General features: G+C 37.3%; 16 protein-coding genes, 1 tRNA gene and 1 rRNA gene. 12 read left to right on the forward strand and 6 right to left on the reverse strand.

Annotated elements, in window-relative coordinates:
- Positions 1-114: ribosomal RNA gene (gene rrf / locus IQ247_RS26430) — 5S ribosomal RNA — on the forward strand; the annotation flags it as partial.
- 331 nt (positions 115-445) lie between these two features.
- A complete protein-coding gene (locus IQ247_RS26435) occupies positions 446-1,375 on the forward strand; it encodes a hypothetical protein (protein WP_193924534.1) in 930 nt (309 codons plus the stop codon).
- Positions 1,376-1,432: 57 nt separating this feature from the next.
- Here the strand turns inward: IQ247_RS26435 and nadA are convergent, their stop codons facing one another.
- Entirely contained in the window at positions 1,433-2,407 is a 975-nt protein-coding gene (gene nadA, locus IQ247_RS26440) for a quinolinate synthase NadA (RefSeq protein ID WP_193924549.1), read from the reverse strand.
- A gap of 416 nt (positions 2,408-2,823) precedes the next feature.
- On the opposite strand from nadA, the gene IQ247_RS26445 reads away from it, so the two are divergent.
- The 5 genes from IQ247_RS26445 to IQ247_RS26465 all read left to right on the forward strand — a co-directional run bounded on the left by IQ247_RS26445 (position 2,824) and on the right by IQ247_RS26465 (position 8,841).
- A complete protein-coding gene (locus tag IQ247_RS26445) occupies positions 2,824-3,753 on the forward strand; it encodes a TIGR04168 family protein (protein ID WP_193924535.1) in 930 nt (309 codons plus the stop codon).
- A gap of 82 nt (positions 3,754-3,835) precedes the next feature.
- Positions 3,836-3,920 (forward strand) — tRNA-Ser (locus IQ247_RS26450).
- Positions 3,921-4,169: 249 nt separating this feature from the next.
- Positions 4,170-5,123, forward strand: coding sequence for a DNA adenine methylase (locus IQ247_RS26455; protein WP_193924536.1), 954 nt, complete (start codon positions 4,170-4,172; stop codon positions 5,121-5,123).
- A 291-nt stretch (positions 5,124-5,414) separates the two neighbouring features.
- The gene (locus IQ247_RS26460; protein ID WP_193924538.1) at positions 5,415-7,592 is read left to right on the forward strand and encodes a DEAD/DEAH box helicase; all 2,178 of its coding nucleotides are present in this window, start codon (positions 5,415-5,417) and stop codon (positions 7,590-7,592) included.
- Positions 7,593-7,974: 382 nt separating this feature from the next.
- Positions 7,975-8,841, forward strand: coding sequence for an HIT family protein (locus tag IQ247_RS26465; protein WP_193924540.1), 867 nt, complete (start codon positions 7,975-7,977; stop codon positions 8,839-8,841).
- Positions 8,842-8,878: 37 nt separating this feature from the next.
- Here the strand turns inward: IQ247_RS26465 and IQ247_RS26470 are convergent, their stop codons facing one another.
- From IQ247_RS26470 to IQ247_RS26490, 5 genes are all read right to left on the reverse strand, one after another.
- On the reverse strand, positions 8,879-9,097 hold the full coding sequence (locus IQ247_RS26470) for a type II toxin-antitoxin system HicB family antitoxin (protein ID WP_193924550.1): 219 nt from the start codon (positions 9,095-9,097) through the stop codon (positions 8,879-8,881).
- A 100-nt stretch (positions 9,098-9,197) separates the two neighbouring features.
- On the reverse strand, positions 9,198-9,440 hold the full coding sequence (locus IQ247_RS26475) for a DUF4926 domain-containing protein (protein ID WP_193924541.1): 243 nt from the start codon (positions 9,438-9,440) through the stop codon (positions 9,198-9,200).
- 19 nt (positions 9,441-9,459) lie between these two features.
- A complete protein-coding gene (locus IQ247_RS26480) occupies positions 9,460-9,873 on the reverse strand; it encodes a DUF6883 domain-containing protein (RefSeq protein ID WP_228060056.1) in 414 nt (137 codons plus the stop codon).
- A 9-nt stretch (positions 9,874-9,882) separates the two neighbouring features.
- Complete coding sequence (locus tag IQ247_RS26485) at positions 9,883-10,158, reverse strand: hypothetical protein (RefSeq protein WP_228060057.1); 276 nt, start codon at positions 10,156-10,158, stop codon at positions 9,883-9,885.
- 93 nt (positions 10,159-10,251) lie between these two features.
- Positions 10,252-10,629, reverse strand: a complete 378-nt coding sequence (locus IQ247_RS26490; RefSeq protein ID WP_193924542.1) for a GxxExxY protein — start codon at positions 10,627-10,629, stop codon at positions 10,252-10,254.
- 123 nt (positions 10,630-10,752) lie between these two features.
- Here IQ247_RS26490 and ureC point away from each other — a divergent pair, with 123 nt between their 5' ends.
- The 5 genes from ureC to IQ247_RS26515 all read left to right on the forward strand — a co-directional run bounded on the left by ureC (position 10,753) and on the right by IQ247_RS26515 (position 16,963).
- Positions 10,753-12,471 carry an urease subunit alpha gene (ureC, locus tag IQ247_RS26495; protein ID WP_193924543.1) on the forward strand — a complete coding sequence of 573 codons (1,719 nt, stop codon included), beginning with the start codon at positions 10,753-10,755 and terminating at the stop codon, positions 12,469-12,471.
- An 87-nt stretch (positions 12,472-12,558) separates the two neighbouring features.
- Positions 12,559-12,849, forward strand: a complete 291-nt coding sequence (locus IQ247_RS26500) for a nucleotidyltransferase family protein (protein ID WP_193924544.1) — start codon at positions 12,559-12,561, stop codon at positions 12,847-12,849.
- A 54-nt stretch (positions 12,850-12,903) separates the two neighbouring features.
- Entirely contained in the window at positions 12,904-13,650 is a 747-nt protein-coding gene (locus IQ247_RS26505; protein WP_193924545.1) for a Uma2 family endonuclease, read from the forward strand.
- Between the two features lie 631 nt (positions 13,651-14,281).
- On the forward strand, positions 14,282-15,382 hold the full coding sequence (locus tag IQ247_RS26510) for an ATP-binding response regulator (RefSeq protein ID WP_193924547.1): 1,101 nt from the start codon (positions 14,282-14,284) through the stop codon (positions 15,380-15,382).
- Between the two features lie 174 nt (positions 15,383-15,556).
- Positions 15,557-16,963, forward strand: coding sequence for an aldehyde dehydrogenase (locus tag IQ247_RS26515; protein WP_193924553.1), 1,407 nt, complete (start codon positions 15,557-15,559; stop codon positions 16,961-16,963).
- Positions 16,964-16,978 lie beyond the last annotated feature (15 nt).

Consider the following 16,978-nt stretch of genomic DNA (forward strand, 5'->3'; position numbering starts at 1 on the left):
GTGCCTATGGCACGGTGGAACCACACTGATCCCATCCCGAACTCAGAGGTGAAACGCTGTTGCGGCGACGATAGTTGGAGGGTTGCCTCCTGTGAAAATAGCTCGGTGCCAGGTTTTTAATTTAAAAGAAAGTCTCCTTCGGTATAATTGAAGGGGGCTTTCTTTTTGTTTTATTAATGTGAGTTCGATAATGATTTAGAAGTCAGGTTTTTATAAGGATTGCCTGTGAGTACAGACATTTATCCTAAAAACCGACTTCTGTGTAATTCGTTGAATCCACGCTTTTATTAGATTGTTTGCCAATTTGATATTTTTCAACTTACAATCAAAGTAAAATATCAAAAATATAAGTCTATAGAAGTTTTTAAGGAACAAAAAGTTTGATTTTTTTAGATTAAATTGTCTGTTAACAATTTAAAATTGACAAACAATTACGATTTCACAAATGGTTAATCAAATAAATGATATTGCTTTGCAAGCTAGCCAAGGTAGTATTGCAGCAATTATTCAAATATTGAATGAAAAGTTAGCTGATTCTGGCGTGAGAACCAGAGCAGTTTTCGATAGTGGAGTTTTACAACTTTTATGTGAAGCTCGAACCATAGAAAAACTGGAGAAATCGATTTTAATACAGCAAATTCGGCAGATACTAGAATCTATTGCACCTCGTAACATTTATAAGGTTCACATAAATAGTCGTATTGTCCGAGAGCAACAATTGTTGTGGTTAGAAGAAATAAATCGCGATCCAGAAAATCAATTGCTGTGGTCAGAAGAAATTACTTTAAAAAAACCTAATGCTTTACAGCAAATAATAAAAGATTTCAAAGATAATAAAAACGTATCACAAAAACCGCAATTACTTCAGCCTAAATCTTCTCGACATTTAATAGTTAATAACAATAATCGACTTACAAAATCCTTCTTTGGGCGGATATTAAATGTATTAAGTTTATGCATATTACTACTATCAGTAGGTTGGCTTGCTTATTATTTACAGGGTAGTAATAAAAATAATTCAATACAAACAGCAGCTTTGAAATATAAAGCACCTAATACACCTCAAATAAAATCTTTGAAACCTAAAGATGTTTACCAAAATCAGTTAGAAGCATCTGTTGTTAATTCATCTCAAGCCGAAGATGACCTTTTTGGTGTAGCAGTGCGAATTGCCAACCAAGCGGTTGAAGATGGACAAACAATCACAACTTCTGCTGACTGGTTAGATTTAGCTGCTAGATGGCAACGTGCTTCCGATTTAATGGCTAAAGTTCCATCTAGTCATAGTCGCTTCAAAGACGCGCAAACAAGGATTCAGCTTTATAAAAAATATAGTGAGTCGGCGCTAAAACAAGCGAATAATAAGTCGTTTTAGTTCTCGATTCTAGAGACGCAGTTTTACCACTACGTCTCTACATCTACAAATATCTACTTAAACACTCATCTCCAACATCCGCTCCATTGGACGTAAAGCCCTAACTCTTGTCTCTTCACTCATAGTGATTTCGGGTGTGCGATTCTTCATAGCTAAATACAGCTTTTCTAAAGTATTCAACCGCATAAACGGACACTCGTTACAATTACAATTATTCGTTGGTGGTGCGGGAATAAACCGTTTGTGAGGTGCTTGTTTTTGCATTTGATGAATGATTCCCGGTTCGGTAGCAACAATAAATTCATCACTCGAACTTTGCTGACAATATTTTAATAAAGCTGCTGTCGAACCAATAAAATCAGCGTGTTGCAATACAGTTGTTTCGCATTCCGGATGAGCAATTATTTCAGATAAAGGATGTGCAATTTTTAACTGGACAATCTTCTTTTCGGAAAAGGTTTCATGAACGATACAACTACCTTGCCATAACAGTAAATCACGTCCAGTTTGTTGCATTACATACCGTCCTAAATTACGATCTGGTGCAAAAATAATCGCTTGTTCTTCCGGTATCTGCTGCACAATTTTGACCGCGTTAGAACTAGTACAGATAATATCGCTCATCGCCTTAATTTCCGCAGTACAGTTGATGTAAGAAATCACTAAATGTTCTGGATGCGCGGCAATAAACGCTGCAAACTCCGGCGGTGGACAACTATCAGCTAACGAACAACCAGCATCCAAATCCGGTAACAATACCAACTTATCAGGGTTAAGAATCTTTGCTGTTTCTGCCATAAAGTGAACACCAGCAAAAACAATAACATCTGCATTGGTATTAGCTGCTGCTCTGGAAAGTTGCAACGAGTCACCAATAAAGTCTGCAATATCTTGAATATCCGGTTCTTGATAGTAGTGCGCCAAAATGACAGCATTAAGTTCTTTTTTAAGACTCTCAATTGCTGCAAATAAATCTAGCGGTAATGCACCCAGTTGGGTTGTTTCGCGTCTTCGCAGTGCAGTAGTAAACACAATAGGATTAGGCTTAATGTTCTTTTTAAATTCAAAATCTTGCATTTTGGTACAAAGCCTTACCTAACCCCAAAAACAATTTTGGATTTTGGATTTTAGATTATCCACTATTTGAAAGAAGAAGCTATTGATTTTAGGATTAAGTTTTAAATTATCCCCACAACTTTTAAACCAAGAGCTTGCTTATAATCCAAATAATCCATAATCATTAATCCAAAATATAAAATTTAAAATCCACAATTGTTCAAAGGGCTTGGCAATTAAATTATACGTATATAGCAAGATGTAATTTTTAATCTTCAAATAATTATAGTACTTTTTACCAAAAATAAGAGGTGGATAATACTACTTCCGAAAAATTGTGCCAAAATCGGTTTGAGTTTCCTATCCTGGAAACATATGGAAAGGAAAGTGGCATGACAAGCACTCAGTTAACAAACTCGAAAACTCTAAAAATCGCTGTAGTCGGAGACGTTCACGACCAATGGGAAAACGAAGACGGTATTGCACTTGAGCGTCTGCACGTTGACTTAGTGCTGTTCGTTGGGGATTTTGGAAATGAGTCGGTGGAAGTTGTGAGAAAAATCGCCGATCTACATATCCCCAAAGCAGCGGTAATGGGCAACCACGATGCATGGTACACTGCCACCGAATGGGGACGTAAAAAGTGTCCTTATGACCGCACCAAGGAAGATTGGGTGCAGCAACAACTGGATTTTTTAGGCGATACTCACGTTGGTTTCGGTAAGCTGGATTTTCCTGAATTCAACTTAACTGTGGTGGGAAGTCGTCCTTTTACTTGGGGTGGACCGACATGGAAATTTGCCGATTTATGTAAAGAAAGATTTGGAGTCGCAACTCTGGAAGAATCAACAAGCCGAATTATGGAAGCAGTCAATAGTGCTACTTATGAAACGATAATCTTTCTCGGTCACAATGGTCCTTCCGGATTAGGAGATAAACCCGAAGACCCCTGCGGCAAAGATTGGCATCCTATTGGCGGTGATTACGGCGACCCCGACTTTGCCGAAGCAATTTCTCAAAGTATCACCACTGGTAAAAATATTCCTTTGGTGACATTCGGACATATGCACCACACCCTGCGACATACAAAAGCATTGCGAAAACCTATTTTTAGAAGTCCGGAGGGAATTATTTATTTAAATGCAGCCAGCGTACCGCGAATTATCGAAAAACCTCAAGACAAGCTGCGTAATTTCTCAATTGTGGAACTTGAAGATGGAAAAGTCACGAAAGCTTCACTTGTGTGGATTGGTAACGACTTCACGATTAAATCTGAAGATATTCTTTATCAAAAATCCACGACCATAGTGCAAACAACGTAAAAATATAGTATAATTTATATTTGTTTGGTCAGCCATTATCTCAGCTTCATTGCTCAAGATTAATTGCTGACAGCTATTAGTTGGAGAGGTGGCAGAGTGGTCGAATGCGCTCGACTTGAAATCGAGTGTACCGAAAGGTACCGTGGGTTCGAATCCCACCCTCTCCGTTAAAAATTTGAGATCAAAACATCAGCGAGGAAGTGTGTATGGAAGCAATCACTCGCAGGATGCCATTCATCTCAGCAATGCGGATGATTATATCCCATAGCGAATAATGACCTAATCACGTTACTTTTGCGTAAATCCTAGAACTGTAACTTTCAATTTCAAAACCTTTGTCCGACTTAGGGTTTGGGGTACTTGTCACCATATAATTTGTTAGTTATCACAAAATTGAGTGAGTTGTGCCAGTAATTATGATCAAAAGTCCACTACGTTACCCAGGTGGGAAATCGAAAGCCGTCAATCAAATAGCTGAATGTTTACCAGATAGTTTTTCTGAGTATAGAGAACCTTTTGTGGGTGGTGGTTCCATATTTATATATTTAAAACAAAAATTTCCCCATCTCAAAATTTGGATTAACGATTTAAATCGCGAATTATTTTTATTTTGGAAATATTCTCAATCTGATCTACCAAAGCTTGTAGAAGAAATACGTAGTATTAAAAAACAATATGCAAATGGAAAATTATTATTTAAGGAATTGACAAGTGTAGATGTCAACAAATTACCTGATTTTGACAGAGCTGTTCGCTTCTTTGTTCTTAATCGAATTACTTTTTCTGGAACTGTCGAGTCTGGGGGATTTTCCCAGCAAGCTTTTCATCAACGGTTTACATATTCATCTATAGATCGTCTCGAAAAATTAGCACAAATATTAACATCAGATGTAATAATTACTAATTTAGATTACAGCGAACTATTAAAATCAGAACCGGAAAGCTTTTGTGCTGAGATATTACCGCACAAAATTGTTCGAGAAAAGAAAGATAAAGATATATTTATATTTTTAGACCCTCCTTATTTTGCAGCAACTAAATCTAAATTATATGGTAAGAATGGTGATTTACACAGTTCTTTTAACCATCAGAGATTTGCGTCGTTGGTTACGAATTGTCCGCAAAAGTGGTTGATAACCTATGATGATTCTCCTTGTATTAGAGAAAACTTTAAATCGGCACAGATTCAAGACTGGGAATTGCAGTATGGGATGAATAACTATAAACAAGGTAGTGCTGCCAAAGGTAAAGAATTATTCATTGCCAACTATGAAATTGGTTCCAAGTCAAAGATAAATACAAATAGCCACGAAAAACAACTATCACCATTACAGTTAAGCCTTGATCTTTCTTTGATAATTCAAATTTAAACAAAATATTTTTCCAAGCAATAATTAAGTATTAATAGTCATACAAAAATTAATTACAATTGGTATTATTACTGAGATATAAAACCCCTTAGCATCACTGTTCATCCGTGTATCTGCACTGGCAACAAACACTAAAGCGATGTTAATTTAGCAACACTAATGAAACTTTTATTACTTTTTTAAAGGGTGCGTAGACAAGTTTTGTAAGTATAGCCCCAGACTTCTAGTCTGCGGGCAATTTTGCGTAATAAAAGTTCATTTATTTCAGCAATTAAATGTGGATTAGCTTAAATGACTTTTGAAGATACCAATAATAAATTTATCACGACTGAACCGATCAAATCCGGAACACAATCAGGAGAACAAAAAGTATGGGATGCTGTTAAAAGCGCCTTTGCAGATCGAAACTGTATCGGCTATTGGCGATATCCGATTTTCTCGAAAGTCGGGGAAATACGTAAGGAACCCGATATTCTGGTTGTCGATCGCGAATTTGGTTTAACGGTAATTGAAATTTTACCAGTTACCATTGACCAAATAACCGAAATTAGCGATCGCAATTGGCTATTACAAAACTTTGTTCGTGCCGAAGCATCTCCATCTCAACACGCAGAACATCAATTACGGGCAATAATCGCATATGCTGACCGAGAACCAGCTATTTGGCGTAAAGTCAACGGTAGAATTATTGTTGCACTACCTTTAATTACTCAGGAACAATGGCAGGAAAGAGGTTTTAATCAATTACCCAATTGCCCTACAATTATTTTTCAAGACCAGTTAAGCAAAACTGTTTTACTCGAAGGCATTCAACAAAGCTCTCCCCTAGTTCCTGGAGAAAATTTAGAGGATAAAGACTGGGAATTACTACTTTCAGTAATTGGTGGAACTCCCATACTTCGCAAACCTCAACGTGATATCACCACCACTGGTAAAACCAGGGCTAGTGTGATGGATGCTTTGCGTCAAAACCTTTACTACATCGATTTACAGCAAGAACATATTGGTAAAGAAATACCCCCAGGACCTCAGCGTATTCGCGGTATCGCAGGTTCTGGTAAAACTGTGTTGTTATGTCAAAAAGCAGCGCATATGCATTTGAAGCATCCCGATTGGGATATTGCTTTGGTGTTTTTCACTCGCTCTCTATACGATTTAATGACTGGCTTGGTAGACCAGTGGATACGTCGTTTTAGTGGTGGCGAATTACACTACGACCCCAAAACCAATTTGAAATTGCGCGTACTTCATGCTTGGGGTGCAAAGGAACAACCGGGTTTATATGGCACAATTTGCGAATACCACGGTAAAAGACGCGGAACGGTTGTAGATACGAATCAAGGACAACCAAATCGCGGTTTAGTAGAGTTATGCAAACGGTTACAAGAAGAAATCACAATTGAGCCGATGTTTGACGCTATCTTGATTGATGAAGGTCAAGATTTAGTTGCTGACGAAAGTTTAAAATATCAAGATAAACAAGCTGTTTACTGGTTAGCTTATCAAGCTTTACGACCTGTAAACGACGAAACACCACAAGAAAAACGTTTAATTTGGGCTTACGATGAAGCACAAAGCCTTGATAGTTTAGTTGTACCAAAAGCCAAAGAAATATTTGGTGCAGAATTAAGCAATCTTCTCAACAAACAGCCACAATACGCTGGCGGTATCAAACGTTCCGAAGTTATGCGCCATTGTTACCGTACTCCAGGACCAATTTTAACCGCAGCCCACGCCATTGGTATGGGTTTGTTGCGTGAAGAAGGAATGCTTTCTGGTATCACAAATAAAAAAGATTGGGACAGAATCGGTTACGAAGTTCAAGGTGATTTTCGCAAAGTTGGTAAACCAATTACCATAGTGCGATCGCCACAATTTTCTCCCAACCCAATCCCTGAACTTTGGGGAGAATCGGTATTGGAATTTCAAACATATAATTCTCGTCAAGAAGAATTAACAGCTTTAGCCCAGAACATCATGCACAATATCGTTAATGATAGTCTTAATCCCAGTCGCGATATTTTAGTAGTTGTTTTAGGTTCTACTTCTGAAGCGATAGAACTAGAAAGAGAAGTTGCTGACTTCTTAATTGACCAAAATATTGACGTTTATATTCCTACCGCTAAAATATTAAACGATTTGTATCCAGAATATCCGAATAATAGTCCTGATAAATTCTGGTGTGAAAATGGTGTTACTGTATCTCGCATCAACCGCGCCAAAGGACACGAAGCTGATATGGTTTATGTAGTGGGTTTTGATAAAGTTGCTCGTAATGAGAATGACATGAATCATCGCAACCAATTGTTTGTAGCCTTAACTAGAGCGCGTGGTTGGGCAAGTCTTAGCGGTGTAGGTAATTATCCAATGTATGATGAGATGCGGCGAGTAATTACTAGTGGCGATACCTTTACCTTTACATACAAACGTCCACCGAAGCGCGATATTGGAGATGGGGAGGATGTTTAGGAATTTCTGAGTTAAACTAAGAAAAATGCTAAGAGGGCGGTTTAAGCCCTCTTTAGCAGAGGAACGCTAATGTGTAAAGTACCATGATATTTCGGGACAATGCGTCCGCATTATTCCTGAAATATCTCACCACTGATTTCCTAACCATCCGTGGTTATACAGTCAGAGGCTCAAATCAGCCATTTATTATGTCAAACTTCTTGCTCTCGGGGTTTTCTTTGCGCTTAATTCCGCGTACCTTTGCGTTAAAAAAGAGCAATACTCGAAAATTTACTGAACATTTAAATTAATTAACTAAGTTATATTTTAAATCACTAAATAAATATTCATAGTTAAATCGAAGTTTTTAAAAACCTCGATTTATTTGACCATAAATAATTAAATGCAAAAACAACAAAATAAATTTACTCACCTGACTGCAATAGAAAGGACTAATTTATCATATCCAGCAAAAGTTTTATTAGACCAAAATTTCCTTCAAGGCAAAATTTTAGACTTTGGATGTGGCTTCGGTAATGATGTCAAATTATTGCAACAAAAAGGATTTGATATTACAGGTTATGACCCTTATTATTTCACACAATATCCTCATAATAAATTCGATACAATAATTTGTTTTTACGTCTTAAACGTTTTATTTCAAGAAGAACAAGCTAAGGTATTGATGGAAGTATCGCATTTATTAAAGCCAGGAGGTAAAGCTTATTTTGCAGTGAGACGAGATATAAAAAGAGAAGGATGGAGAGAACATTATGTTCATAAAAAACCGACATATCAATGTATGGTGAAACTTCCTTTTAATTCAATATATATAAACGAAAACTGCGAAATTTACGAATATATTCATTACAATCATCAAAGACATTCATCTGAAAATTGTATATTTTGTAATCCCCGTAAAAGTCTGATATTACTAACCGAATCAGCAACAGCATATGCCATACTTGACGGATATCCTTTGAGTAAAGGACATACATTAATTATTCCCAAACGTCACGTTAGCAACTATTTTGAACTACCATTCAAAGAACAATCCGCTTGTTGGTTAATGGCTAATAAAGTGCAAGAAATTATTGGTAAAGAATTTGCACCAGATGGTTTTAATGTGGGAATGAATATTAATCGAGATGCTGGACAAAATGTCATGCACGCGGGAATTCATGTTATTCCTCGCTATAAAGGTGATGTTGAAGGTGCTAGAGGTGGGATACGACAAGTAATTCCGAAACGCAAAGGAGCGCAAAGGTAAACGCGGAGGAGCGCGGAGGGAGGATTATTTGCTTCTATCAAGCAATTTGAAGCGTACTAGGTTCCGGAATGGATTCACCTTCAACTTGCCAAGCTTCCAAATACATTTCAATTACTTCCTCACCGCTACGAATCGCTTCTTCACGAGTTTTACCATGAGTACAAGGCATGAGAACGCGATCGCTAAATTCTGGAATGGTGATTAAAAAAAGCTGGTCTTTATTTGAGCATTGAATAATCATACTGTATCGACTGATGAATCTTCCTCCTCGTTTTGTTATGCTTTTTGATGGCGATCGTACCATTTTAGGGTTGCCTCGAAGACTGTCAGGTTAATATTTACATTAATCCAAACGCTTACACCGTAGCCATCTCAGATTCTAATGGGGATAATGGCTCAAAATGTAACAGCATAATCTGCTCTGGACGTAACCCCACAGATTCATAAGTGCGTCCGTTTGAATCGCTAAACTCAACTTCAAACGCAGCACCATCGGCTAAGATTTCAACTATCGTACCAACTTGACCGCGTAACAGATTATATTCCTGAAGATCCACTGTCAACGCCACGACATCGAGTAAATTAAATTTTGTTGTCATATTGCATTACCTCTATATATTACAAAGGATAGCAGGTCGTTAATCTAGGAGTGTTGGAGTCTTGTTCGAGAATCCAAGCACTACGAAGAGTTGTACTTTTACCTTGCCATTCAAGAGTAAAATCTAAAGTGTAGCGTTGCCCGAAATTATCACGTCTACCTAACTCAACCTCATGAACTTTTACAGCTTCTAAAAGAATTTGGCGTAAATCTTGTGCATTCTCCACAGTCATTCCTAGTATTGATGAAAATAGCCGAGCTTTGTGTTTTCCTTGAGGATGATCCGGATTAAGACAGTAATCACGTAGCTTACGAATATCAATAACTGCATTTTCAGCATATGGAAGCAACATTAAATTATTTTGTTGATTTAAAAATGTTTTGTTGGGTTGTGCCAAAGGCACACCTAACGATGAAGGCTTCGTTCTACCCAACTTTGTGTCTTAGCTCTTACCCAACTTCTCCCAAACCACTGAATAACGCCAAAATAAGTGCTTTCTAACTTTTGCTTTTCTCAGTGAACTTTTATAAATTTGTCTTGCTTGCGACAAGGTAAGGTACTTATCTGTCCGAAGATGCTCTCTCATCGCTTCTGCTGCTTCTAGTGACTGTTGAATATGCCTATTTTTTATAGTTTGAAACAACCAATTCAAAGGAACAGCAATAAAATCGCTCAACATATCTCGTAAATTCTCATGTTCTAACAAATCCAAAATCACTAACTTACCACCAGGTTTTAAACTTCACTGTTTCTTATGACCAAATATTTTAAACGCAAAGTAGCGCTGAGGTAAACGCAAAGGAACGCGGAGTTAGAGTTTGTTTGCTACTCGTTTGATTCCTTCTTTGAGGTGGAGGACGTTAAAGTTGAGAAGAAGTCCTAGCTTACAATCTGTGAGTTTGAGGTAAGTTAAAAGTTGTACGGCATGAATTGGTTTGAGAGATTCTACCGATTTGACTTCAATAATTACTTTATTTTCAACTATTAAATCTAATCGATAAACACAATCTAATTCAACTTCTTCATAAATAAGAGGAACCGGAATTTGTCTTCCAACATTTAAACCTTTTTTTCTCAACTCATACTCCAAACACTGCTCATAAGCCGACTCCAACAAACCCGCTCCCAAAGCAGTATGCACTCGCATCGCACAACCAATTATAATTCCACTCAAATCGTTCTCATACATACTCTGCGCCCCTCTGCGTTTCCCTCAGCGTCCCTTTGCGTTAAAAAAAAGAAACTCAATCATAACCTCAGTCTTCCTTCCAAGCCTAAAATATTCAAAGTACCCCCTACAACAACTGCATCTATGTCTTACCGAATGTCCCGTCGTGCTTACGCTGAAACTTTTGGTCCCACTGTTGGTGACAAAATCCGTCTTGCTGACACCGAATTATTCATCGAAGTCGAACAAGATTTCACAACTTACGGTGATGAAGTAAAATTCGGTGGTGGTAAAGTTATCCGCGATGGCATGGGACAATCCCCCATTTCTAATGCTGATGGTGCGGTGGATACGGTAATAACTAATGCTTTAATTCTCGATTGGTGGGGTATTGTTAAAGCCGATATTGGGATTAAAGACGGTAAGATATTTAAAATTGGTAAAGCCGGAAATCCTTATATTCAGGACAATGTAGATATTATTATCGGTCCCGGAACCGAGGCGATCGCCGGTGAAGGTATGATACTGACAGCGGGCGGTATAGACAGCCACATCCATTTTATTTGTCCGCAACAAATCGAAGTGGCGATCGCCTCTGGTATTACCACAATGTTGGGCGGCGGTACGGGTCCGGCAACTGGTACAAATGCTACTACTTGTACGCCGGGACCATGGAATATTCACCGAATGCTGCAAGCTGCCGATGCTTTCCCAGTAAACTTGGGATTTATGGGTAAAGGTAACAGCAGTCAACCTCACGGACTCGCAGAACAAGTAGAAGCCGGGGCGATGGGGTTGAAGTTACACGAAGATTGGGGAACTACTCCCGCCGCAATTGACACCTGTTTGAACGTTGCCGATGAATATGATGTCCAAGTAGCGATTCATACCGATACGCTCAACGAAGCGGGTTTTGTTGAAGATACGATTGCTGCTTTTAAAAATCGGGTTATTCATACCTACCATACTGAAGGCGCGGGAGGAGGACACGCACCGGACATTATCAAGGTTTGTGGGCAAATTAACGTTTTACCATCTTCGACTAACCCTACTCGTCCTTACACGGTGAATACCTTAGACGAACACCTGGATATGTTAATGGTATGTCATCATCTTGACCCCAATATAGCCGAAGATGTGGCTTTTGCAGAATCCCGCATTCGTCGCGAAACCATCGCAGCAGAAGATATTTTACACGATTTGGGCGCGTTTAGTATGATTGCTTCCGATTCTCAAGCTATGGGAAGAGTAGGAGAAGTCATCATTCGGACTTGGCAGACAGCGCATAAAATGAAAGTGCAGCGAGGGAACCTTAGTTCTAACTCTGAGGTTGAGGAAAGGTCAGATAATTTACGTGCTAAACGTTATATTGCTAAATATACGATTAACCCAGCAATTACTCACGGTATTTCTCAGTATGTGGGTTCGGTAGAGCAAGGGAAAATAGCAGATTTATGTTTGTGGAAACCGGCGTTTTTTGGCGTGAAACCGCAGATAGTAATTAAAGGTGGATTTATCGCTTATTCGCAAATGGGCGATGCTAATGCCAGTATTCCCACACCCCAACCAGTACATATGCAGCCAATGTTTGGTAGTTTTGCAAATGCTCGTCATGCAACATCGTTTACTTTTGTTTCTCAAGCAGCCCTCGAAAGAGAAATTCCTCATCAATTGGGGTTGAGAAAAAAGGCGATCGCAGTTTCTCAAACGCGGGAATTGAGTAAACGAGATATGAAGTTAAATGATGCTTTACCGCATATAGAAGTAGATTCAGAAACCTACGAAGTGCGTGCAGATGGTGAGTTATTGACTTGCGAACCTGCGACAATTGTACCAATGGCTCAACGGTATTTCTTGTTTTAAGTATACAGGAGAAAAATACTTTTAGCTGTTAATTAAAAAGCATTATTTTTAGTTAGAATTTTCTTAAATTATGATGTGAATCAAACCATGAATATTTACGAGTTGTTGCAAACAAAGCGAGAAGAAATTCTGAATACAGCAGCCAAATATGGTGCATACAATGTTCGGATTTTTGGTTCTGTAGCACGTCAAGAAGCAGATGGACAGAGCGATGTAGACTTTTTAGTTGAAATGGATGCTGGACGAAGCCTTTTTGATTTGGGTGGATTACTTATGGAGTTGCAAGATTTATTAGGTTGTAATGTTGATGTAGTCACCGAAAAAGGCTTAAGGGAGCGAATTCGCGAACGAGTACTTCAAGAAGCAATTCTTTTATGAGAGATAACCAATAGTATTAAACTATTTAAAATCGATAATGCCGGTAGGTTAACTATGCTAACAACTTCAACCACCCATCAAGTTACCTGGGAAAAATTACCTGATGATTTTATATTAGATGACGAACCCGTGGACAATATTAATCAACCTTTGCTTGCTGCGGCTTTAACGGAAAGTTTAGAAATAGCCGGTAAATTACCAGTAAATGCCTTAACTACAACTAATTACGGAATTTGTGCGACTTTAAATAATAAGTTTGTAGTCAAAGCACCAGATTGGAGTTATGTAACATCAATCAAAGTTCCGCGAGAAGAGGTAAAACGCAGTTATACCCCACGACTCCAAGGAGATATTCCAGTAATTGTGATGGAATTTTTATCAGATACCGAAGGTAATGAATATTCCAGCAAACCAACTTATCCTCCTGGTAAATGGTTCTTTTACGAACAAATTTTACAAGTTCCTAACTATGCTATTTTTGAACCGGATAACGGAATTTTAGAATTCTATCAATTAGATGATTCCGGACGATATAAACTACAAACAGCGGATACAAATAATCGTTATTGGATAGCTCAAATGCACCTTTTTCTAAGCGTATGGTCAGGTATTCGAGAAAACCGCGCTGGCTATTGGTTGCGTTTCTGGAATCAAAATGAAGAATTATTATTGTGGGGTTCGGAATTAGCTAATAAAGAGCGTCAACGTGCTGAAACTGAGCGTCAACGTGCTGAAACTGAACGTCAACGTGCTGAAAAATTAGCACAACAGTTAAGGGCTGCGGGAATTGAACCAGAATAAAAGTTTAATTCTATTTTCTTCTTATCTATACTCAACATGAATGGCAATTAATCGTTGCTATTCTACTTTGCTCTATCTACTTTTAATAGCACAAGTTCATTGAACATAACTTATATCATGTCCGGTTAAACACTTGTAATAAAGGGAGTAGGGAGAGCCGGAATCATAACTAATCATCCGGACATGATATTAGACAAATATAATCACAAAATCATGTTTTTACAACTATTATCTTATCTGACAGATATTTAACTGAAAAACCCTATTTATTACCTCTAAAGAAATGAAATTTAGGTGAATTTAGTCATTAAAAACATGAGTATAAATATTTTTTTTGTTGCTTCCGTCACCTTTTTCAGAGATTTATATTACAAAAAAAACAGATGAAAATCAACTTGTATCGTGATTTTTATCACTGCTGTGAATTATATATTCTCTATACTACTTTTAAATCAATAAACTCAATTATTTTTCACTCATAGGAGTATTTTATATTGAAAATAAAATCGCAAATATTGAATTTACGTTAAAACTATCGCTGTAGGTAGTTGAAAACAATCAATTTATAAACTAACCTAAAATCAAGTAATTTAATCAAAAGACAATCTTATATTAACCTTTTTATTAGACTATGAATTCTTCCTATTTCAAATCTGACAAAATTCTAGTTGTTGACGATTCTCCTGATAATATCTTCTTAATCAAAACTATTCTAGAAGAAGAAGGTTATGAAGTTAGTACAGCGGAAAATGGTTATAAAGCATTGAGCAAAATCGAAGAATCAGCCTTTGATTTAATATTGCTAGATTTGATGATGCCGGGAATGGATGGTTATGAAGTAACTAAAAATATCAGAGAAAATACTCATCTGTCTTTTGTGCCAATTTTGTTAATTACCGCTCACGATTCACCGAATGTTGCTCACGGTTTGGATTTGGGTGCTGATGATTTCATTCGTAAACCCGTAACAGTTGATGAATTACTAGCAAGAGTGCGATCGCTGCTCCGACTCAAGCACAGTATTGATGAGCGGGATGAAATTGCTCGTCAGCGAGAAGATTTTGTTTCCCGTCTCACCCACGATTTACGCACTCCCTTGGTCGCAGAGGAACGAATGATGATATTATTTCTCGAAGGTGCTTTAGGGGAACTATCCCCATCAATGCAAGAAGCACTTACGATCATGGCTCGTTCTAACAGCAATCTGTTGGCTATGGTAAATACTTTATTAGAAGTTTACCGTTTTGAAGCCGGACGCAAAACTCTGGCATTTCTACGAGTTGATATTCTCAAATTGATTGAAGAAGTCAAGAGTGAATTAAGTCCCTTAGCGGAACAAAAAGGATTAGTAATCAAAGTTGATGTCAATGAAACTGCGATCGCAACTAAAATAATGGGCGATCGTTTAGAGTTGCATCGATTATTCACCAATTTAGTGGGAAATGCCATCAAATTTACCGATAATGGCTCAATTACAATCTCTTTGGACGCTGATGCGACCGATTGCGATGCGATAACTATAAAAATCGTTGATAGTGGACAAGGTATCTCCCCGGAGCAACAAGCGACGTTATTTGAAAGATTTCGTCCGGGAAGTCACAAACGTTCCGGTAGTGGTTTAGGATTATACCTTTCTCGGCGTATTGTTGAAGCTCATAAAGGTACTATTGAAATTAATTCCGAACTTGGTAAAGGTAGTGTTTTCACCGTTATTTTACCGATTAAACAATAGATCATATCCCAAATTGGATTTTACATTTTATCGCGGTTTTACCCTACTGACTTGTAAGTGAGTAGGGAGTAGTGAATAGTGAGAAAAACCCTTACATTCATGGCGATGAAAAAAAAATTTCATGTTGAGTGCCTACTGCCTAATAAATCAAAACCAATTCTCATCGATTTTAATATGTTTGCTGAAATCATCCACAAACAACGCGATTTTTTTCAAAGTGCTAAAACTAAAGATATTTCTTTTCGTATTCAACAGTTACAAATACTTAAACAAGCTGTTATTGATAATGAAACAGCAATTTTTAATGCATTACAAGCTGATTTACACAAACCATTAGTAGAAAGTTTTAATGCAGAAATAGTCTTAGTTATCAAAGAAATTGAATATGCTATCAAACATCTAAAAAATTGGACAAAGCCAACAAAAAGACAAATTCCTTGGCAATTCTTCCCAGCCTCAGCAAAAATTTATCCAGAACCTCTAGGAGTAATATTAATTATTGGTGCTTGGAATTATCCGTTTCAATTAATTATCGTGCCTTTAATAGGTGCTATAGCCGCCGGTAATTGTGCAATTCTCAAGCCATCAGAAATTGCTTCTCATACTTCTAACCTTATCGCTAAAATTTTTGAAAAATACTTTGATAAATCATATTTGTCAGTAGTAGAAGGAGCCGTAGAAACTTCTCAGCAGTTATTAGCAGAAAAATTTGACCATATATTTTTTACTGGTAGTACTGCTGTAGGTAAAATCGTCATGGAAGCCGCTGCAAAACAGCTTACACCTGTAACATTAGAACTTGGTGGAAAATCTCCTTGCATTGTAGATACCGACATTGATATCAAAATCGCAGCTAGACGTATAACTTGGGGAAAATTCTTTAACGCTGGACAAACTTGTCTGGCACCAGATTATCTTTTAGTTAATCAAAAAATCAAGCATTATTTATTAGATGAAATCAAAAAATGTCTTCAAGAATTTTACGGTGAAAATCCTGCTCAAAGTCCCGATTATGCTAGAATAATTAATCAAAAACAATTTGATAGATTAATAGATTATTTAGATAATTTAAATAATTTAAATAATTTAAATAATTTCAAAAATCCCAATATAAATATAATTATTGGTGGTGAAACAATTGCCAAGGAACTTTATATTGCTCCTACTATAATTGACAATATTTCTTGGCAAGATGCAGTAATGCAATCGGAAATTTTTGGTCCCATTCTACCAGTAATTGAATTTACCGAAATTTCAGAAGCCATTAATATAATTAACTCTCAACCAAAACCTTTAGCGTTATATTTATTTTCTCAAAACAAAAACCTACAAACACGAGTCATAAACGAAACTTCATTCGGTGGAGGTTGTATTAACCACACAATTATTCATTATGCTGTTCCATCTTTACCATTTGGTGGTATTGGAAATAGCGGTATCGGTAGCTATCACGGTAAAGCCGGTTTTGATACTTTTTCTCATTATAAAAGCATACTCAAAAAACCTTTTCTTCTAGACGTAAAACTGCTTTATCCACCCTATAAGAATAAATTGTCGTTACTCAGGCGAATTTTTGGTTAGAGATGGGGATGGGGG

Origin of the sequence: Plectonema cf. radiosum LEGE 06105 (assembly GCF_015207665.1) — a bacterium.
Classification (GTDB): domain Bacteria; phylum Cyanobacteriota; class Cyanobacteriia; order Cyanobacteriales; family Nostocaceae; genus Rivularia; species Rivularia radiosa_A.